The organism is Streptomyces hesseae (genome assembly GCF_031845785.1).
Lineage (GTDB): Bacteria > Actinomycetota > Actinomycetes > Streptomycetales > Streptomycetaceae > Streptomyces > Streptomyces hesseae.
This window is the reverse complement of sequence record NZ_JAVRFI010000001.1, coordinates 590,864-610,565: the sequence shown is the minus strand read 5'-3', so window position 1 is coordinate 610,565 and position 19,702 is coordinate 590,864. Positions and strand designations below refer to the sequence as shown.

The 19,702-nt window shown below is 74.0% G+C and carries 17 protein-coding genes and 1 pseudogene; 9 read left to right on the top strand and 9 right to left on the bottom strand.

Features of this window, described 5'->3' with window-relative positions; translation table 11 throughout:
- The first annotated feature begins 39 nt into the window (after positions 1–39).
- On the top strand, positions 40–315 hold the full coding sequence (locus tag RM609_RS02255) for a helix-turn-helix domain-containing protein (protein ID WP_311607415.1): 276 nt from the start codon (positions 40–42) through the stop codon (positions 313–315).
- 46 nt (positions 316–361) lie between these two features.
- Here the strand turns inward: RM609_RS02255 and RM609_RS02250 are convergent, their stop codons facing one another.
- Both RM609_RS02250 and RM609_RS02245 read right to left on the bottom strand, forming a co-directional pair.
- Entirely contained in the window at positions 362–1,906 is a 1,545-nt protein-coding gene (locus tag RM609_RS02250; RefSeq protein ID WP_311607414.1) for an AMP-binding protein, read from the bottom strand.
- A gap of 54 nt (positions 1,907–1,960) precedes the next feature.
- On the bottom strand, positions 1,961–2,881 hold the full coding sequence (locus tag RM609_RS02245) for a LysR family transcriptional regulator (protein ID WP_311607413.1): 921 nt from the start codon (positions 2,879–2,881) through the stop codon (positions 1,961–1,963).
- Between the two features lie 69 nt (positions 2,882–2,950).
- Between RM609_RS02245 and RM609_RS02240 the strand changes: the two genes are divergently transcribed.
- On the top strand, positions 2,951–3,601 hold the full coding sequence (locus RM609_RS02240) for an IclR family transcriptional regulator (protein ID WP_311607411.1): 651 nt from the start codon (positions 2,951–2,953) through the stop codon (positions 3,599–3,601).
- Positions 3,602–3,692: 91 nt separating this feature from the next.
- On the opposite strand, the gene RM609_RS02235 is transcribed toward RM609_RS02240, so the two are convergent.
- From RM609_RS02235 to RM609_RS02225, 3 genes are all read right to left on the bottom strand, one after another.
- On the bottom strand, positions 3,693–4,424 hold the full coding sequence (locus RM609_RS02235; RefSeq protein ID WP_311607409.1) for a B3/B4 domain-containing protein: 732 nt from the start codon (positions 4,422–4,424) through the stop codon (positions 3,693–3,695).
- A gap of 68 nt (positions 4,425–4,492) precedes the next feature.
- Complete coding sequence (gene pdxR, locus RM609_RS02230) at positions 4,493–5,923, bottom strand: MocR-like pyridoxine biosynthesis transcription factor PdxR (RefSeq protein ID WP_311607408.1); 1,431 nt, start codon at positions 5,921–5,923, stop codon at positions 4,493–4,495.
- Positions 5,924–6,044: 121 nt separating this feature from the next.
- Entirely contained in the window at positions 6,045–7,004 is a 960-nt protein-coding gene (locus RM609_RS02225; RefSeq protein WP_438828371.1) for a GlxA family transcriptional regulator, read from the bottom strand.
- 173 nt (positions 7,005–7,177) lie between these two features.
- On the opposite strand from RM609_RS02225, the gene RM609_RS02220 reads away from it, so the two are divergent.
- The 3 genes from RM609_RS02220 to RM609_RS02210 all read left to right on the top strand — a co-directional run bounded on the left by RM609_RS02220 (position 7,178) and on the right by RM609_RS02210 (position 10,250).
- Positions 7,178–8,269: a PP2C family protein-serine/threonine phosphatase gene (locus RM609_RS02220; RefSeq protein WP_311607405.1), complete on the top strand. Its 1,092-nt coding sequence runs from the start codon at positions 7,178–7,180 to the stop codon at positions 8,267–8,269.
- Between the two features lie 75 nt (positions 8,270–8,344).
- Positions 8,345–9,742: an MFS transporter gene (locus RM609_RS02215; RefSeq protein WP_311607403.1), complete on the top strand. Its 1,398-nt coding sequence runs from the start codon at positions 8,345–8,347 to the stop codon at positions 9,740–9,742.
- A 40-nt stretch (positions 9,743–9,782) separates the two neighbouring features.
- A complete protein-coding gene (locus tag RM609_RS02210) occupies positions 9,783–10,250 on the top strand; it encodes a MarR family winged helix-turn-helix transcriptional regulator (RefSeq protein WP_311607401.1) in 468 nt (155 codons plus the stop codon).
- A gap of 142 nt (positions 10,251–10,392) precedes the next feature.
- Here the strand turns inward: RM609_RS02210 and RM609_RS02205 are convergent, their stop codons facing one another.
- Complete coding sequence (locus tag RM609_RS02205) at positions 10,393–10,956, bottom strand: hypothetical protein (protein ID WP_311607399.1); 564 nt, start codon at positions 10,954–10,956, stop codon at positions 10,393–10,395.
- A gap of 80 nt (positions 10,957–11,036) precedes the next feature.
- Between RM609_RS02205 and RM609_RS02200 the strand changes: the two are divergent.
- Together RM609_RS02200 and RM609_RS02195 are read left to right on the top strand one after the other, a co-directional pair.
- A pseudogene (locus RM609_RS02200) lies at positions 11,037–11,526 on the top strand (RNA-binding S4 domain-containing protein).
- Positions 11,527–11,649: 123 nt separating this feature from the next.
- On the top strand, positions 11,650–12,759 hold the full coding sequence (locus RM609_RS02195; protein WP_311607397.1) for a hypothetical protein: 1,110 nt from the start codon (positions 11,650–11,652) through the stop codon (positions 12,757–12,759).
- A gap of 37 nt (positions 12,760–12,796) precedes the next feature.
- Here the strand turns inward: RM609_RS02195 and RM609_RS02190 are convergent, their stop codons facing one another.
- Genes RM609_RS02190 through RM609_RS02180 form a run of 3 tightly spaced genes read right to left on the bottom strand, consistent with a single transcriptional unit; the run spans position 12,797 to position 16,933 of the window.
- Complete coding sequence (locus RM609_RS02190) at positions 12,797–13,783, bottom strand: serine/threonine-protein kinase (RefSeq protein WP_311607395.1); 987 nt, start codon at positions 13,781–13,783, stop codon at positions 12,797–12,799.
- The gene (locus RM609_RS02185; RefSeq protein ID WP_311607394.1) at positions 13,783–14,556 is read right to left on the bottom strand and encodes a hypothetical protein; all 774 of its coding nucleotides are present in this window, start codon (positions 14,554–14,556) and stop codon (positions 13,783–13,785) included. Before RM609_RS02185 ends, RM609_RS02190 begins: the two co-directional genes overlap by 1 nt.
- 7 nt (positions 14,557–14,563) lie before the next feature.
- The gene (locus RM609_RS02180) at positions 14,564–16,933 is read right to left on the bottom strand and encodes an FHA domain-containing protein (protein ID WP_311607392.1); all 2,370 of its coding nucleotides are present in this window, start codon (positions 16,931–16,933) and stop codon (positions 14,564–14,566) included.
- Between the two features lie 94 nt (positions 16,934–17,027).
- On the opposite strand from RM609_RS02180, the gene RM609_RS02175 reads away from it, so the two are divergent.
- Complete coding sequence (locus tag RM609_RS02175) at positions 17,028–17,453, top strand: gamma-glutamylcyclotransferase family protein (protein ID WP_311607391.1); 426 nt, start codon at positions 17,028–17,030, stop codon at positions 17,451–17,453.
- Between the two features lie 389 nt (positions 17,454–17,842).
- Complete coding sequence (locus tag RM609_RS02170; protein WP_311607653.1) at positions 17,843–19,603, top strand: M4 family metallopeptidase; 1,761 nt, start codon at positions 17,843–17,845, stop codon at positions 19,601–19,603.
- Positions 19,604–19,702: the final 99 nt, after the last annotated feature.

Genomic DNA, 19,702 nt, shown 5'->3' with positions numbered 1-19,702 from the left:
TATACCGGTATTAGTATCACGCCCACTACGATCGTGGGCATGGTGAGGACTCCTCTGACCCCTTGGGAGCGGCAGCGCGGCGAGCGGCTGGGCGAGCTGCTGCGCGAAGCTCGTGGTCAACGCAGCATGGTGGAGGTGGCGGCCCGTGCCGGGCTGTCCTCCGAGACCTTGCGGAAGATCGAGACCGGCCGGGCGCCGACGCCGGCGTTCTTCACGATCTCGGCGCTGGCGAACGCGCTGGGACTGTCCATGGACGCCCTGGCGGACGCCTGTGTCGTGGGCCTGGACCCGATGGAGGAACAATTGACGGCCTAGACGCGGCCTAGACGTGCCGGCGTGCCTCGCCCGAAGCAGTTCCCCCTCAGCCCGCCAGTCGCTCCCGCAGCAGCCGCTTGTCCGGCTTGCCCGCCGCCGTCAGCGGGATGTCGGGCATCAGATGGAGGGACTCGGGGGCGTAAAGGCGCCCCTTGCGGGAGATGACGAACTCCCGGACCTCCTCCAGCGAGGGCCGCCGCCCCGCCACGGGCACCACGGCGGCGTGGACGTGCTCCACCGACTCCGCGTCCCGGCTGCCGAAGACCGCGCACCGGGCGATGCCGGGGTGGCTCAGCAGCAGTTCCTCCAGCTCCGTCGGGTACACATGGCCCCCGACGACCACGATCATGTCCTTGATCCGGTCCACGATGTAGAGGTAGCCGGCCTCGTCGAGATAGCCGACGTCGCCGGTGTGCACCCAGCCGTCCCGCAGCACCTCCGCCGTCAGCTCCGGCCGCTTCCAGTAACCGGCCATCACCTGGGGCGTGCGCACCTGCACCTCGCCCCGCTCCCCGGGCGGCAGGGTCACCCCGTCGGGGTCCCTGATGGCGATCTCCACCCCCGGCACGGCCCGGCCGACCGTCAGATGCCCGCCGCGGCCGGTCTTCGTCTGCTCCGCGGGGCCCGCCTCGGTGATGTGCTGCGCCTCGGCCTGCCCGTACAGGCCGTAGAGGACGGGCCCCAGGACCTCTGCCGCCTGCCGCATCCTGGCAGCCGAGGCGGCGGTGCCGCCGTAGCTGATCCGGCTCAGGCTGGAGAGATCGGCGCCGGGCAGGTCCGGGTGGTCCAGCAGCCGGTAGAGCAGCGGTGGCAACAGCCAGGTGTGGGTGACGCGCTCGCGCTCGATCGTGGCCAGCACGTCCCCGGGCTCGAAGCCGTGCCGCAGGACGGCCGAGCCGCCCTGTCGGAGCGTCATGTCGATGAAGACGCCGGCGAGATGGGCGAGCGCGGTGCACGCCAGGAAGCGGGGCGGGTCGCCGGCGTCGGCGAACCGGTGGTCCAGGCTCTGCCGGTACGGGCCGTGGGTGGTCCTGATGCCCTTGGGGACTCCGGTGGTGCCGCCGGTGTGCCGGACGCACCAGTCGTCGTCCGGGCCCACCAGGCCGCCCATCGGCCGGGCGGGCCGGCGGGCGGCCGCGGCCAGGACGTCCTCGGCGAAGCCGCTCGGCCCCAGGGAGAGCATCGGGGGAACGCCGGCCATCTTCCCCAGCTCCTCGGCGGTGTCGTGCCGCCGGTCGTCCACCAGCAGGAGGGCGCACTCCACGCTCGTCATGATCTCGGCCATGGCCGGCGGGCTCATGCCCTCGTAGAGGCCGACGACGCGGGCGCCGGCGAGATTGGCGGCGTAGCGGGCGACGAGGGCCTCGGCGGTGTTGCCGGTGAGCAGGGTGACCGTGGTGCCGCGGGCCACCCCGCGCTCCGCCAGCTCCCCGGCGAGCCGGAGGACGTCGTCCCGGATTTCGCCCGCGCTGATCACCCGCCCCTCGGCCGTGGTGACGGCCGGCCGTCCGGGCACGTCGGACAGGGCGTCGAGGACGGCCTCCACGTAGCTGCTGAAACCGCCGTCCGGGGTGTCGTTTCGCTGGCTCATCGCTGGTCTCCCTCGTCGGAACCGGTGGACGGACCCGACGCTAGTGGTGGCCCCTCATACCTTCCACGACCTGTTCCGCCATGAACTCATAACCCCGGAGGCATGATCCGGGACCGTGGCCAGCCGGCGGAAGTCCTGGGCGGCGGGGGAGAGATAGGCGTCCCGGCGCCATACGAGGGTCAGCGTCCGGTGGCAGTCCGCGGCGTCCAGCCGCAGCCAGGCCACCGGGCTGTGCCCGCCGAGGGTCTGCCGCGCGACGGCCGGCATGAGGCCGAGGCCCAGTCCGGCGCCGATCAGCTCGGGGGTGGCGGCGGCCTCGTCGCCCTCGCAGACCACCCTCGGCGTGAGCCCCTCGCGGGCGAAGAGCCGCTCCAGCAGGGCGCGCTGCCAGTGGCCGGGGCGCGTGCTGACGAACTCCTCGTCCGCCAGCTCCGCCACCGTCACCCGCTCCCGGTCGGCCAGCGGATGCCCGGGCGGCACGGCCAGCAGCACCTCCTCCCGCACCAGCTCCACCGAGCACAGCCCGGGGCCGGCCAACGGCTGGGAGGCGACCGCGAAGTCCACCTCGCCCGAGCGCAGATGACGCCGCATCGACGCCGGCGGCGCCTGGAACAGCCGCACCCCCACCCCGGGGCGGTGGGCGCGGAGGGCAGCCAGCACCCCGCCCAGCTGGACCAGGGTCTCGGCGGCGACGGCGACCCGGCCCGGGCCGTCACCGACGGCGTCGGCGAGCTCGCGCCGGGCGTCGTCGAGTTCGGCCAGCATCCGCTCTACGCGGCGCAGGAAGGCCGCGCCGTGCTCGTTGAGCCGTATCCGGCGGCCCTGGCGGTCGAAGAGCGGAGTGCCGAGCTCCGATTCAAGCCGGATGATGGTCCGGCTCAGTGACGGCTGGGCGACCCTGAGTTCCTCGGCGGCCCGGCTGATGTGCTCGTGGCGGGCCACGGCCCGGAAATATCGCAGCGACAGGAGATCCATGGCGGCAGTCTCGCGGAATCGGCCATTCGGCCGACCCGCCGCCGGTCCGGCGCTCCTAGCCTGGGCCGCATGTACCGGAACCAAGCACCCGTCGGCCGGACCGCCGCCACGCTGCGGCTTCTGGACCGGCATCCGGAGGACGGCGTCACCCGGCGCCGGCTGACCGACACCCTCGACATCCCGGCCGTCGACGCCACGGCCCTGCTGCGGAGCCTGGAGGCGGAAGGGCTGGTCCGGCAGGAACCGGACGGCGCCTTCCGGCCGGCCGGGCCCCTGAGCGGGCCAGCCGCCGACTGCAACGACCTGCGCGCCGCCGCCATGAACTGGGCGGACGGGCTCGCCGCGCACAGCGGCATGAGCGTCCACCTGGCGGTGGCGCACCCGGAAGGGGCGCAGATCGTCCACCACGTCTTCCGGCCCGACAACACGCCGCAGCGACTGGAGACGGGTGACGTGCGGCCCGCGACCGGTGCCCTGGGCCGGGCGCTGGCCGGCCCGTGCGACGGGCGGCTCGTCTACGCGACGGATGCGGGCCGCCCTGGGGCGGCCTCACTGGCCATCGCGGTCCGCGGTCCCGGGCCGGAGCCCGTGGTTGGCGCCCTGAGTCTCACGGGGCCGTGCCGCGCCTTGGATCCGGCGCGGCCGGAGTCCGGCCGCTGCGGGGAGCTGTTGCGGGAGGCCGCTGTCCGGATCGCGAGTGCGCTCGCCGCCGGGTGCTGAGCGGTCACCGCGGGCCGGTGGGGGCTGGTCGCGCAGTTCCCCGCGCCCCTTAGGGGCCGCCCGCCTTGCAGGGCGCCCCTTTACGCGGCGCTCAGCGGACCAGTCGTGAGGCGAGCCTCGCCCCCGGGCTGCTCTCCGCGAGGGCCGTCACCAGTGCGTCCCCAGCCGTCGTCAGTGCCGCGTCGTCGAGCGGGCCGAGGGCGTCGAGGATGAAGACCGCTCGCGTGGTGGTGAGGGTCAGGCGGGTGCGGGTGCACTGGCGCCAGTTCCAGCGGCGGCAGGTGACGCCGGCGTCGTCGCGCCAGACCACTTCGCCGGGCGGGCAGTGCTCGGTGACGGTCTCGCCGCCGCCCGTCGTCTCGAACGGCTCCTCGCCCGTGGCGCGGACCAGCCGGGCCGGGCCACGGTAGTGGTCGAGGTCCTCGCCGCCCAGCGGCAGGACGTGGGCGACCGAGATCGCGTTGTAGATGTCGGTCAGCCGGTCCACCCGCGGCAGCCCCGCCGGCACGCGGCGCAGCAGCGCCTCCGCGCTGGGGCGGGTGCGCTGCGGCTTGGCGCCGAAGGCGCGGAACGTCTCGCGCCAGGCGGCCAGGTGGGGGTGGTCCTCGGGGGCCGTGCGGGCGAGCCACTCGCGGGCGGTCTCCTCCGCCCCGGCGAGCAGCTTCTCGCTGGCGTCGTCGCTGGGGCCGGGCACCAGGCCCTCCGCGACGACGACCAGCGCCCGGTAGTCGGGCCGCAGCTCCCGTACGGCGGGGTCGACGGCCACGGCCTCGAGCCAGGCCCCGATGTCGGCGGTGTCGGCGGTTCCGGTGCCGGTTGTCATGCCTACTCCTGGGGTCGGTACGGTTCCTCGGACCCTTCAGAGCAGCATCATGAACCAAAGGGTTCTGTTTACTGTACCCCGTCCCTCGATGGCAGCGCCCCGCACAACGCCTCCAGAGCCCCCGCGAAGCCGTGCTCGGGCGGAGTGCCGTACCCCACGACCAGGCCGTCGCCCGGCACTCCGGTCGCCTCCCCGTGCCGGTAGCCGCCGAGCCCCTCCACGGCCAGCCCCTGCCGGGCGGCGGCCTGGACGACGGCCCGTTCCGTGCCCGGCGGGAGCTCCAGCACCGCGTGCAGCCCGGCCGCGATCCCGGTGACCCGGACGTGCGGCGCGGACTCCGCGAGGGCCGTGACGAGCCGGTCGCGGCGCCGCCGGTAGTGGCGGCGCATCCGGCGGACGTGACGGTCGTACGCGCCCGAGGTGATGAACTCGGCGAGCGTCAGCTGCTCCAGGGCGCTCGTCCAGGACTCCCGTTCGCCCTTCCCCTCCAGCACCGCGTCCACGAGGTGCCCCGGCAGCACCATCCAGCCCAGCCGTAGCGCGGGGGAGAGGCTCTTGCTGGCCGTGCCGATGTAGACGACCCGTTCGGGATCGAGGCTCTGGACGGCTCCGACGGGGCGGCGGTCGTAGCGGAACTCGCCGTCGTAGTCGTCCTCCAGGACCAGCCCGCCCGACGTCCGCGCCCAGTCGACGAGCGCGACCCGTCGCCCGGGGTGGAGGGGACCGCCGGTCGGGAACTGGTGGGCGGGGGTGAGCAGGGCCGCGCTCACGCCGGTCGCGGGCAGCAGGTCGACGCGCGCGCCGTGTTCGTCGATGGGCAGGTCGGCCGTCCGCAGCCCGGCCTCGGTGAGGAGGCCGCGGTGGAAGCCGAGCCCGTACGACTCCACGGCGACCGTGCCCTCCAGCACCCGGCCCAGCAGCCGCAGGGCGTTCGCGAAGCCGGCGCAGACGACGACGCGTTCGGGGTCGGTCCGTACGCCGCGCGCCCGTGCGAGGTAGTCGGCGAGGGCGTGGCGGAGCTCGGGGCGGCCCCGGGGGTCGCCGGGCCCGAAGGCCTCGCCGGGCGCGGACGTCAGGGCGCGGCGGGTGGCGGCGACCCAGGCGGCGCGGGGGAAGGCGGCCGCGTCGGGGGTGCCCTGCACCAGATTGTGGACGGGGCCGCGGAGCCCGGTGGGGGCCGTGGGGCGGCGGGGGTGATCGGTGCCGGGCGGTTCCGCCCGGTGGGCGACGCGGGTGCCGGAGCCTTGCCGGGCGATGAGCCAGCCCTCGGCGACGAGTTCGGCGTACGCGTCGGCGACGGTGTTGCGGGCCACGCCCAGATCGGCGGCGAGGGAGCGGTAGGGAGGGAGCCGGGTGCCGGGCGCCAGCCGGCCCGTCCGGACGGCGTCGCGCAGGGCCCGCGTCAGCGCGCCGCGCCGCCCGCCGGGGCCGTCCGGCAGCTCGAGGTGGAGATCGCTGCCGGGACCGCCCACAGCCGTCTCACCAGCGGAATTGACCATCGGTATCACCGGTGAATTGCACCATGGGGCCGGTCCGTTCCCCATCCGGGGTCGCTCGTCCCCGGGGTGTTCAAGGCCATGATCGCACTCACTGACGACCGGTGCCGTACGGGGATGGCGGTCAGACCCTGCGGAAACGGTCGCGGTACGCGGCCGGGGACACTCCCGTCTCGCGGACGAACGCGCGGCGCATCGTCTCGACCGTGCCGAAGCCGCACTGCCCGGCGATGGCGTCGACGCCGTCCGGCGTGCTCTCCAGCAGGGCCCGCGCGGCGGCGACCCGGGCCCGCTCGACGTACGCGCCGGGGCTGGTGCCCACCTGCTGGCTGAACAGCCTGCTGAAGTGGCGCCGGCTCATGCCCAGGCGAGCGGCGAGCGTGGGCACCGACAGATCCCCCGCCGGATGGGCGTCGATATCCTCGACCAGGTCGCGCAGGGCGCCCCCGCGCGGTGGGTCGCCGCGCGTCCAGGTGCTGAACTGGGACTGCCCGCCGGGGCGCTGTATGAAGACGACCAGGTATTTGGCGACGGCGCGGGCCGCCTCCGGCCCGAGGTCGTCCTCCAGCAGCGCCAGGGTGAGGTCGATGCCCGCCGTCACCCCGGCCGAGGTCACGACCGCCCCGTCGCGGACGAAGATGGCGTCCGGCTCGACCGATACGGCCGGGTAGCCGGCGGCCAGTTCGGAGCAGAACGCCCAGTGCGTGGTGGCCCGCCGCCCGTCCAGGAGACCGGCCTCGGCCAGCACGAACGCCCCCGTGCACACCGAGCCCGTCCGCCGCGCCCCGGCGGCGAGCCGCCGTACGTGCCGGACCAGTTCGCGGTCCGACGCGGCGGCGGCGTAGCCCCGGCCGCCGGCCACCATCAGGGTGTCCGGCGGCTTGCGGATCCGGGTCAGGTCCGCCGAGACGCCCAACTGCGCCTCGGCGGAGGTGGCTACGGACCGGCCGCCCAGCGAGGCCAGCCGCACCCGGTAGCCGGTGTCCGCCTCGTCGCCGGCCCGGTCGAGGACGTCCAACGGCCCCGCGACGTCCAGCAATTGCACTCCGTCGTACACGACGATCAGAACGTCGCGCGTCACCACCTTGCCGCTCACAGGCCCATCATCGAGCGCCGCCCCGGGGGCGCACCGCCGAACGGGTCAGCGATCACCTTTATGGAGTAATGTCCTTTTTTCTGTGCATAAGACGGTGCATGCCATAAAGGAGAGCGGTGCGGTTGCGGCGCCCCACCCGCCACCTAGGGTGGAGGGCAGTCATGAAGCGAGACCCGGGCCCCGACGTGCCCGGGGCGGCCCCGGCGCTGCCCCGCGGCGTGCGCCCGCTCGTCGTGGCGGCCTACGTCCTGCTCGCCGCCGCCGTCGCGCTGGACCTCGCCACCAACCCCTCGCTGACCTTCTCCCCGGTGCTGGCCACCGCCCCGGCGCTCGCCAGTCTCGGCACCCGCAGCGCCCGCGTCCCCCTGACGACCGGGCTGATCGCGCTGCTGCTCGTCGCCCCGCTCGCCCTCGCCGACCCCGGCGTCGCCCTGCCCGTCCACCTCACGGCCGGGGCCACCGTCCTGGCCATCACCTGCGTCTCCACCGCCAACGTCGTCCTCGTCTCGACCCGTGAGCGCCAGTTGCTCCAGACCCGCTCGGTCGCCGAGGCCGCCCAGCGCGCCCTGCTGCGCCCCGCGCCGGAGCGGATCGGCGGCCTGCGGATCGCCGTGCGCTACGCCTCGGCGGCGGCCGAGGCGCGGGTGGGCGGGGATCTGTACGAGGTGCTGGGCACCCCGTACGGGACGCGGCTGCTGCTCGGCGACGTACGGGGCAAGGGGCTGGGCGCCGTCGAGACCGCCGCCGACGTCCTCGGCGCCTTCCGGGAGGCCGCCCAGGTCGAGCCCGGGCTCGACGAGGTGGCCCGGCGGCTGGACGCCACCGTCTTCCGGCGCGGGGTCGGCGAGGAGTTCGTGACGGCCGTGCTCCTCGGGGTGCCGGTGCGGGGCGGCCCGGCGGAACTGGTCGACTGCGGGCATCTGCCGCCGCTGCTGTGGCGCGCGGGCGAGGTCGTCGAGATCCAGTCGCCCGAGCCCGACCCGCCGCTGGCGCTGCGGCAGCTGAACCCCGGCCCGTACCACCTCATGCGCACCCCCTTCGTGCCGGGCGACACGCTCGTGCTCTATACGGACGGGGTGACGGAGGCCCGCGACGCGGCCGGGCGCTTCTATCCGCTGGGTGAGCGGCTGGCCGGGCTGCCCGACCTGACGCCGACGCATCTGGCGGACCGGATCGTGGCCGATCTGCGGGACTACACGGGGGGTGAGCTGGCGGACGACGCGGCGTTGCTGATCGTCCGCAGGGAGCGGTGACCGGCCGGTCCTGGCGCACACAAAAATAGAAAGCCAACCTTGCAAGATTAGCTTCTAAAAAGCTAGCCTTGCCCCATGCCGCTTCCCTCGTCCGGGCCTCCCCGGTCCATAGGCTTCGGCCCCCGCTTCGTGGCGCCGATCGTCATCGGGTCGATGCTCAACCCGGTCAACTCGACCATGATCTCCACGGCCCTCGTCCCCATCGGCCGCGCGCTCGGCACCGGCGCGGCCGGCACCGCCTGGCTGGTCTCCGGCCTCTACGCGGCCAGCGCCGTCGCCCAGCCCGCGATGGGCAAGGTCGCCGACCGGTTCGGCCCCCGCCGGGTCTACGCGGCCGGACTGGTCCTGGTGGGGCTGGCCGGACTCGCCGGGCTACGGGCGGGCTCGCTGGGCCGGCTGATCGCGGTCCGGGTGGCCCTGGGCGTCGGGACCTCCGCCGCCTACCCCGCCGCGATGGCCATGATCCGCGCCCAGTCCGACCGCCTCCGGCGGGAACCGCCGGGCGGCGTCCTCGGCGCCCTCACCATCGCCGGCCTCGCCAGCGCGGCGGTCGGCCCGGCCCTCGGCGGACTGCTGACCGGACTCGCCGGGTGGCGTTCCATATTCGTCGTCAACGTCCCGCTCGCGGCGGTGGGGCTCCTCCTCACCCTGGCCTGGCTGCCCAAGGACACCCCGCGCCCGGCCGGCGAACGGGAGTCGGCGTGGACGGCCCTCGACCCGCTGGGCGCCACCCTGTTCGCCGGGGTCACCCTGCCCGCCGTGCTCTTCCTGATGAGCCTCGACCACCCCCGGTGGTCCTTGCTCGCGCTGGGCGGCGCGCTCGCGGCGGCGCTCGTCACCTGGGAGCTCAGGGCCCGCCGGCCCTTCCTCGACCTGCGGATGCTGGCGGCCAACCGCCCGCTGGTGCGCACCTATGTCCGCTACGCCACGGCCTTCCTCGTCCTCTACTGCGTCCTCTACGGCTATACGCAGTGGCTGGAGGAATCAGCGGGTCACTCGACGACGGCCACGGGGCTGCTGATGCTGCCGATGTCGGTGGTGGCGGCCGTGGCCTCCTGGCTGGGCTCGCGCCGCAAGCGGGTGCGCGGCCCGCTGCTGCTGGGCACCGGCGCGATGGTGGTGGCCACCGGGGTGCTGCTGTGCGCGGGGCCGGACAGCCCCGTACTGCTCCTCGTCGCCCTCGGCGCCCTCTTCGGGCTGCCCAACGGCCTGAACGCCGTGGGCAATCAGACCGCCCTGTACGCCCAGGCCCCCGGCGAGCAGACGGGCACCGCCGCCGGTCTCTTCCGTACCGCGCAGTACACGGGCGCCATCGCCGCCTCCAGCCTGATCGGCCTGTTCTACGGGGACCACGCCTCCACGTCCGGGCTCCACGCCCTCGCCCTCGTCCTGGGCGCGCTGAGCGTGCTCCTGCTGCTGGCGACCCTGGCGGACCGCGACCTGCCGCGCGGCGGCCCGGGCCGTGCGGCATGAGGCACCGGCCGGGGCCACGTTCGAAAGGTACCCTTGCTTGATGAAGGACCGAGAGCAGCCCCCAGCCGCCCCCGCACCGTCCGCCGAACTGGCCGAGGCGGCCGCCAGGCTCCGCGTGCTCACGGGGCAGTTGATGCGCCGTCTGCGCGCGGCCTCGGAGGGCACGGACGTGACGCTGTCACAGGCCTCCGCCCTCAGCAGACTCGACCGCGAGGGGCCCGCCACCACCGTCGCCCTGGCCCGCGCCGAGCGCGTACGCCCGCAGTCGATGGGCGCGACCCTCGCCGCCCTGGAGGAGGCCGGCCTCGTCGAGCGCACCCCGCACCCCAGCGACCGCCGCCAGGCCATCATGTCCCTCACCGAACAGGGCCGCCTCCGGCTCGCGGAGGTCCGGCGGGAGCGCGAGGGCTGGATCGCCGGCGCCCTGGCGGAGCGCCTGGACGAGCGCGAACAGGCCGTGGTCGTCGAGGCGCTCGGCCTGCTCGCACGCCTGGCGGAAGAGGATTAGAGGGCTGCTGCTGCTCGTCCGGGCGCCGGCCCGCCTGCCCGCCCGGCGTTCCGGCAGCGAAATCCCCGTTGGAGTGCGGCTTTTGAGCCGTTTCCGGTGAGGGATCGCGCTGCCGCCCGCATGTCCGGCCGGTGGGTCGTCCCTACTCGGCCGTCACCTGCGTGCTCGCCGCAACCGGCGCGCTGCCGGAGACCGCGCACTCCACCGTCACGCCGAAGACGTGCACCTTCGCCGTGCCGGGGGTGAAGGTCGTGGTGCCGGCGGTGTCGAGTTTGACGGAGGCCGTGCCGCCGGTGAGGGTCACGCCCGAACCGCTGGGCACCGGGTCGGGGTTGGTGAAGCCGGTGGCCGTCACGGTGCCGGACCCGGCACCGCCGAGGGCGAGGTCGAGCTCGCCGGTGACGGCCTGCGCGGGGACGTTGATCGGTACCTTCAGCTGGGTGGTGGCCTCAAGGGTGAGGTCCGCCGTGCCGCCCTGCGGAACGCTTGCCGGGGCGGTCACGGTGACCTGGAGCGACTGGACGTCGCTGGGCGCGCCCGGGCCGGTGCAGGTGTAGCTGACGGACACCGTGTCCGCCGCGGCGGACGGCGCGCCCAGGCCGAGGCCAGCGCTCGCCAGGGCGGCCACGAAGGCCGCGGCGGCCGCGGCGCGTGCGCGGTGCCGGTTGCCGATGACGGTGTTCTTGGAGCCGATGGCAGCGTTCATCGCCGTACTCCCATCCGGCCGGGAGCGGCCCCTGCGGACCGCCCACGGCTGCGAAGAGTGGGGGGAAGAGCGGGGTTGAGGTGAACACGACATCAGTCGCACGGGGAGGTGCAGAAGTCAACGGACTCCCGGGCCCGGCAGGCGAAACGCCGACGGTAATCGGCCATGTCAGTGGGGTCCCCTAGGCTTGCGGGCATGGAGACAGAGGGAGGGGCGGTACGGATCGACGCCTGGATCTGGTCCGTACGGCTCACCAAGACACGCTCGATCGCCGCCACGGCCTGCCGCGCCGGGCACGTCCGGCTCAACGGGGAGCGGGTCAAGCCCGCCCAGGCCGTCCGGCCCGGTGACGAGGTGCGGCTGCGGCAGGAGGGCTACGAACGGGTCGTGGTCGTCAAGCGGCTCATCCGCAAGCGCGTCGGCGCGCCCGTCGCCGTCGAGTGCTACGAGGACAACAGCCCGCCGCCACCGCCGCGCGAGGCCGTCGCCCCCGCCGGTATCCGCGACCGGGGCGCGGGCCGGCCCACGAAGCGCGACCGGCGCGAAATGGAGCACCTGCGCGGCCACTGACGGAAAACGTGGGATTTCCGTTCCGCGTGGGAACCATCAGCTGTGGACGGCCCTCTCTGAGGCCGGACGCGTACACACGTACGTCGAGCACGGGATACACACCCACATTGCGGGGGGCGGTACATGACATTCAAGGTCGCTCAGCGGCGGACGTCGGCGGCACGGAAAGTCACGGTCAGAACGGCGGCCGCGCTGGCCGCCGGACTGGCGCTCGTCATGGGCGCGGCGGCGACGGGCCAGGCCGCCGCCGCCACGCCGGCCGGGGGCACCGCCCCGGCCAAGCCCGGCTGTGACGGCGCGGAGCAGGCCGGCGCCACGAGCGCCGCGCCCGCGTGGGCCGCGGCGCACCAGCCGGCGCCGGTGCCGGCCCTCACCGGGACCGCCGCGCAGAACGTCGCGTACGGCATGCCGGGCCAGTTGCCCATCGGGCTGTGGTCGGACTCCGGCGTCACGCTGCGCACGCCCGTCACCAAGGGCACGGTCCGCCTGGACGTCTCCAGCAAGGGCTTCAGCACCGACTCCCTGACGGTGCAGCGCTACGAGCCGAGCAGCCGCCGCTGGGTCGACCTGGACAGCAAGCCGGGCTCCGGTTCCTTCCCCACCCGTGGCGTCCTCACCTTCCCGGTGTCCGCGCCGGACGCGAGCCCCAAGCACCCGGTCGGCATCGCCCTGCGGCTCCAGGACCTCGACCGGCCCGGCACCCTCACCGTCGCCGCCTCCCTCGACGACGGACGGGGCCACACCTACCGCGCCCCCGTCCGTACCGCCGAGGCCACCCGGCCGAAGGTCACCCTGACCGGCTGGGACCGGGGCGCCACCCTGCGGCGCGGCGGGACGGGGCGCACCGTCACGGTCACGGTGAAGAACACCACCGACCGGGCCTACCCCGCCCTGAACGGCTCGTACTACGCCTACGGCGCGGGCGGCTCGCACGCCCTGACGCCCAAGGACCTGACGCTGTCCCAGTACCGCACGGACCGGGGCTGGGTGCGGGTCCCGCTGGTCGCGGGCGGCTGCGACCCGGGCATGAGCGCCGCCCTGCTGCCCACCACCGGGAAGCGCCTGCTCGCGCCCGGCGAGACGGCCGTCTACCGGCTGAAGGTCGCCGTCGCCCGGTCCGCCCCGCGCGATGTGACCCACGCGGACGCGGGATTCACCGTCGGCAACGGCGACGCGTCCTTCCACTCCCAGGAGCTGCCCTTCACGATCCCCGGCGGCACGCCGGGCCGGTGACCCGGGCCCGAGCGGGGTACGGCGTCGGGGTACGGCGTCAGCCCGTACCCCGCTCGGGAAAGACCACCGCCGCCCAGTCCGGCGGGGGAGGCGGCGGCGCCGCTGCCGCCTCCGGCGCCGGCCTCGTCCGTCCCGTCCGCCGCAGCGCGGTCACGAACCGCAGACAGCTGTCGAAACGGTCGTCCGGCGCCTTGGCCAGCGCCGTCGCCAGGACGTCGTCGACGTCCGGGGGCAGCCCCGGCAGCAGCTCCGAGAGCCGTGGCGGCGGCTCGTACTGATGGGCCCACAGCAGCGCCATGTCGTCCTCGCGCCGGAACGGCGGCGCTCCCGTCAGCATCTCGAAGACGACGCAGGCCAGGCTGTAGACGTCGCAGCGCCCGTCCACGGGCTTGCCCGAGATCTGCTCCGGCGCGACGTAGTCCAGCGTGCCGACGAACTGGCCCACCCGTGTGTAGCCGGTCAGCGACAGGGACTTCTTCGTGAGACCGAAGTCGGTGAGATAGACGTGCTCGGGGTGGTCGGCGTCGGTGCCCTCGGCGACCAGGATGTTGCCGGGCTTGACGTCCCGGTGGACCAGGTCGTGGGCGTGCGCGGCGTCCAGGGCGGAGGCGACCTGGCCGGCGATCCGGGCGGTGACGGGCAGGGGCAGTGGGCCCTCGCGGTCGAGGAGGGCCCGCAGGTCCTGGCCGGGTACGTAGCGCATGGCGATGTAGAGGACGCCCTCCACCTCACCGGCCTCGAACACCGGCACGATGTGGGGGTGGTCGATGGCCGCGGCCACCCTCGACTCATGGCTGAAGCGGCGGCGGAAGGTGTCGTTGCGGGCGAGCTCGGGGGCGAGGAGCTTGAGGGCGACGGTGCGGTCGAGCCGGAGGTCCGTGGCGCGGTAGACGACGGCCATGCCGCCCCGGCCGATCTCGCTCTCGACGCGGTAGCCCGCGATCCGGTGCCCGATCAGGCCACCCGGCCCGGCCCCGAGCGACACGTCGGGGCGCGCGGGGCGCCCCTCCTGATCCCCGGCCATCACCGGCCACCGCCATCGCCGCCGTCGCCGGGGCCCCCGCCGTCGAGGCGGGTGGAGCCGGTGCTGCCGCCATCGAGCCGCGTCGCCCCGGAGCCGGGCCCAGTGGGGCCCGTGTTGCCAGGCCCCGTGCCCCCGCCGTCCAGCCGCGTGGAGCCCGCGCTGCCGCCGGGCACCCCGGCCGGACCAGCCGGACCGGCCGGTCTGGGGCCTGCGCCCGCGTCGTCCAGCCGCGTCGCCCCCGGCGCACCCCGCTCCGGTGACGGCTCGCCACCGGCGACAGCCGTCGCCGTCGTGCCGTCGCTGTAGCACCAGCGGTCGCCCGCCACGTCGTACAGCCAGATCTCCTCGCCCGCCACGACCACCCCGATCCGCAGGCCCTGCGTCGTGTGCCGGAAGGTCTCGCCGTCGATCCGGCCCGCCGCCAGGTCCTCCACCGCCTGCCGGTAGCGCCCCAGCGCATCCTCCACCCCGGCCAGCAGCTCGCGCGCGTCCGCCGTGCGGACGAGCGCCCCGGCCGCTCCGGGCGGGTGCTGCGGCAGTGTGACCAGCAGCCGGGCGTCCACCCACGCCGACCAGCCGTTGGAGCACAGCACCTGCCCCCAGTCGCCGCGCCGGGCCAGCAGCCGCACCGGCAGCAGTGGGTCCAGCGGCTCGGTCGGGACGGCCGCGTCGGGGGCCGTCCACGTGGGCAGGCCCTCGTTCGGCACGACATGGGTCGGCTGGAAACCGGGGACGTCCGGCACCGCGCCGGACGACAGGGGAGCCGTGCTCATCGCGCCGTCACTTCCGCATGACCGCCGGCTCGTGGCGGCGCAGCAGCCGGGTGACCAGGAAGGCGAAGACGAGGGCCAGCACCGCCATCATGCTCATGTCGAGCAGCCAGGTGCCGACGGCGTGCCGGAAGAGCGGGTCGGCCCCGCCCCCGCCCTTCGGCGGGAGCTGGCCGCTCTCGGGCGGGATATGGGTGAAGTCGATGGTCGCGCTCATCGCGGCCAGCGCCCAGCGCGACGGCACCAGCCAGGAGAGCTGATTCAGCACCAGCTTGCCGTTGAGCTCGATCATCCCGCCGCAGAAGACGACCTGGACGAGGGTGATGAGCACCAGCAGCGGCATGGTGACCTCCTCCCTGCGCACCAGCGCCGACACCAGCAGGCCCAGCAGCATGGAGGTGAACGACAACAGCGCCAGGGCGAGCGTCATCTCGAGCAGCGGCGGCATCAGCACGCCCTGGCCCTTGGGCGCGCGGGTGTCCACCCCGCCGAGGCCCACGACGGCCAGGACGATCGCCTGCGCCACCGTGATCACGCCCAGGACCAGGATCTTCGACATCACATACGCGGACCGGGACAGCCCGACGGCGCGTTCGCGCCGGTAGATGACGCGCTCCTTGACGAGTTCGCGCACGGCGTTGGCCACTCCCGTCAGCACGCCTCCCACACAGAGGATCAGCAGCACGGTGTTGGCCTTGTCGGCGGAGGCGAAGCGGGTGCCGGAGGACAGCCGGGCCATCGCGCCGGTGAGGAAGGGCAGCGCGACCATGATGATCAGGAAGGTCCGGTCGGCGCTGAGCGCCATCACATAGCGGCGCATCAGGGTCCACAGCTGGGCACCCCAGGTCTGCGCCTTGGCCGGCGCGGGGGCCGCCTCCGGCGCGGGCGGCGCGCCCAGGCGCGGCTGGTCGGTGGCGGAGGCAATGTACTGCCGGTAGTGGGGCGAGGAGCGGTACTCTCCCGCCCAGTCCCGGCCCTTGTCGTTCTCGAACGCCTCGAAGGCCTCGGGCCATTGGCCGAAGCCGAAGAAGGCGGGCATGTCCCCGGGCGGCCCGTAGTAGGCGGTCCGCCCGCCGGGGGCGAGGAACAGCAGCCGGTCGCAGACGTCCAGGCTGAGCACGCTGTGGGTGACGACGATGACGGTGCGGCCGTCGTCGGCGAGGCCGCGCAGCATGTTCATCACCGAGCGGTCCATGCCCGGGTCGAGGCCGGAGGTCGGCTCGTCGAGGAAGAGCAGCGAAGGCTTCGTCAGCAGCTCCAGCGCCACGCTGACGCGTTTGCGCTGGCCGCCGGAGAGGCTGTGGATGGCCTGGTCGGCGCGCTGTTCCAGGCCCAGCTCGCCGATGACCTCCTCGACCCGGGCCCGCCGTTCGGCCTTGGCGGTGTCGCCGGGGAAGCGCAGCTCGGCGGCGTAGTTCAGGGCCCGGCGCACGGTCAGCTGGGTGTGGAGGATGTCGTCCTGGGGGACGAGCCCGATGCGGGCCCGCAGCTCGGCGTAGTCCCGGTAGAGGTCGCGGCCGTCGTAGAGGACGGTGCCGCGGTCGGCGGGGCGCAGCCCGGTGAGGGCGTTGAGCAGGGTCGACTTCCCGGCGCCGCTGGGTCCCACGACGGCGAGCAGGCATTTGGCGCCGACGGGGAAGGAGACGTCGTCCAGCAGGGTCTTGCGGCCCGCGTCGACCTCCACGGTCAGGTCCTGCACGTCGAGCGAGACCTCGCCGGTGTCGACGTACTCCTGGAGCTGGTCGCCGACCAGGCTGAACGCCGAGTGGCCGATGCCGACGATGTCGCCGGGCCCGACGAGGGCGCGCTGCACCGCGTGGCCGTTGAGGTAGGTGCCGTTGTGGCTGCCGAGGTCGACGATCTCGTAGCCGCCGTCGGCCAGCGCGCGCAGCTCGGCGTGGGTCCGGGAGACGATCAGGTCGTCGAGGACGAGGTCGTTCTCGGCGGCGCGGCCGATCCGCACGGTGCGGGTGGGCAGGGGGCGTACGGACGTGGGCTGCCGGAAGGTGCTGGTGCCGGAGGGGTGGGAGACGGCGGAGGGCCGGTCGTCGGGGTGCGGCAGGGCCTCGGTGACATGGACGGCGGGCCCGTCGGAGGGGTTGCCGAAGCGGACGACGCTGCCGGGGCCCACGTCGAGCGAGGTCACGCGGTGGCCCTCGGCGTAGGTGCCGTTGGTGCTGCCGCTGTCCTCCAGCGTCCAGTGGTCCGCGACGGCGCGCAGGGTGGCGTGGTGCCACGAGACGCGCCCGTCGTGCAGCACGATGTCGCTGAGGGGGTCGCGCCCCACGTGGTAGATCCTGCCGGGGCTCATCACCCGCGAGCCGCCGTCGGCCTCGACGACGAGCTCGGGTGCCGAGGGCGCGACCGAGCGCTCTCCCATGCCTCTAGGCTACGGCCGACCCCCGCCGCCCGCCTTTCGGCGACGGCAGGAGGAGACGGATGGCCGGGCGACGGCCGGGGAAGGGAGCGCGGGAGTGACGGCGGAGGACTCCGGAGGGCTGCCCGTCTTCGTCTACGGCACGCTGCGGCCCGGGCGGCACAACCACGACCGCTTCCTGCTCGGCCGGACGGTGACGGAGGAGCCCGCGCGGATGCGGGGCGCGGTGCTGTACGAGGGGCCGGGCTATCCGTACGCGGTGGCGGACGCGGAGGGCGAGATCCGCGGAGAGCTGATCACCGTGGCGCCGGGGGAGTACGGCCGGGTACTGGCCGAGCTCGACGCGCTGGAGGACTACCGCCCGGGCGATCCCCGCAATCTGTACGAGCGTGTGGTGCGCGAGGTGCGGGTGGAGGGTGGCGGTCCGGTGCGGGGGTGGGTGTATCTCGCGGCGGACCGGATGGCGCGCCGGCTGCGGACGTCGGGGAACCGGGTGCCGGGAGGCGACTGGCGGGGGTGGTGACGGGGCCGCGTCTCACATAGTGATCACTCGGCCAACGTGGGCAACCTTCGGGGGCGTTGCCGCGTCCTCCCCCGCAAGTCGACAGGAAGTTGCGCTGTCGTAACGGTGCGTTGGGGATTTGTAAACGGTAGATCAACTGTTCGGACAAGAACCCCCTTTGCCCTTCTCATGGGCATGCCAATGGGTGCAAGGTCATCCACGGGACCTGGACCAGGGGTCCCCGTGGTGCGGCAGAACCGGCACCGCGTGCACGCAGGCGGTCCGGTCATCCGAACCGCCCTCATGGCAAAGGGCGCTGAAACGTGCGTACATCCCCCACAAGCTCCATATCGGCCTCGACCGGCAGACGCGCGCTGACCATCGCCGTCGCGGTGGCCGCCGCGGCGACCATGGCCGGCACGGCCGCGGCCGACACCATCCCGTCCCACTCCGTGGACAAGGCCCCGGCCGCGACCGCCGTGACCACCGCTGCCAGTGGTGTTCAGGCGGACGTCGTCAAGGCCGCGCGGAGCGCCGCCGTCGCGAACGCGGCGGCCACCGGCGTCACTTCGGCCGACACGCTGAACGTCAAGGACGTCCTGACCGACCCCGAAGGGAAGCGGCACGTCCGCTTCGAGCGGTCCCAGCACGGCGTCGCCGTCATCGGCGGCGACCTGATCGTCCACCTGGACGCGAAGAACTCCTACCTGGGCGTGACCCGTTCGGCCAACCGCCAGGTCACCGTCCCCAGCGTCGCCCCCAAGCTCAGCGCCTCCGACGCCGCCGCCAAGGCCGCCGCGTCCGCCGACGGCACCGCCGCCGGCAAGCCCGAGCTGGTGGTGGACGCCCGCGCCGAGAAGGCCGTCCTCGCCTACCGGGTGACCGTCACCGGCACCCCGAAGACCGAGGCCGGTGCCGCCCACTCGGTCCTCGTCGACGCCGCGTCCGGCAAGGTCATCAGCAAGACGCCGCTCTCCGACGCGTTCATCTCGCCCGCCCTGAAGGCGAAGCTGCGCGAGCAGGGCGCCCAGGCCGCCCCGCGCACCAACACCAAGCCCCTGCCCGGGCCGGTCAAGCCCGCCGCGGGCGCCTTCCCGGCGCAGGCCACCGGCAGCGGCTCCTCGATCTTCGTCGGCAATGTGCCGCTGATCACGACCCAGACCGCGAAGAGCTCCTTCACCCTGAAGGACCCCAGCCGCGGCAACGCCGAGACCCGCAACGCGGGCCGTCAGCAGCTGGGCACCTTCGCCAGCGGCAAGGCCTTCACCGACAGCGACAACAAGTGGGGCAACGGCGCGACGTCGGACTCCGCCAGCGCGGCGGTGGACGCCCAGTACGGCATCACCTCCACGTTCGACTACTACAAGAAGACGTTCAGCCGGAACGGCATCAAGAACGACGGCGTCGGCCCGCACGCCCTCGTCCACTTCGGCAGCAACGTCGGCAACGCCTTCTGGTCCCCCGACTGCGGCTGCATGCTGTACGGCGACGGCGATGGAAAAACGTTCAAGCAGCCGCTGGTCGCGCTGGACGTCACCGGTCACGAGCTGACCCACGGCGTCGTCGAGGCCACCGCGAACTTCCAGCCCACGCGCGTCGACGACAACCAGAACCAGTTCGGCGAGGCGGGCTCGCTCAACGAGTCCTTCGCCGACATCTTCGGCACGGGCGTGGAGTTCGCCACCAACAACCCGTCCAACCCGCCGAACTACCTCCTCGGCGAGAAGCTCGGCCTCCAGCAGACCTTCCTGCGCCGCCTCGACAAGCCGTCGCTGGACAAGCTCGAGGGCACGGTCGACTACTGGGACGAGGGCTCCTACGACCGCGAGGTCCACGCGGGCTCCGGCGTCTCCTCGCACGCCTTCTACCTGCTGGCCGAGGGCAGCGGCCAGAAGACGATCGGCGGCTTCACGTACGACTCGCCGACGTCCGACGGCTCCGCGGTGACCGGCATCGGCCGCGACAAGGCGGAGCAGATCTTCTACCGCGCGCTGAGCCGCTACCTGGTCTCCACCAGCGACTTCCACGACGCCCGCAAGGCCACCCTCCAGGCGGCCGCGGACATCTACGGTCAGGACGGCGCGGAGTACAAGGCCGTGGACGCGGCGTGGGCCGGGGTGAACGTCACCGAGGCGAACACGCCTTCCACCAACGCCAACCTGAAGCGGTGACGTCGGCGCCCGGGGCGCCGACTGGACGGGTGCGTCGCGTGACGCATCGGGCTACGTGCCACACGACGGGCTGACCGGGGGAACCCCGGTCGCCCGGGG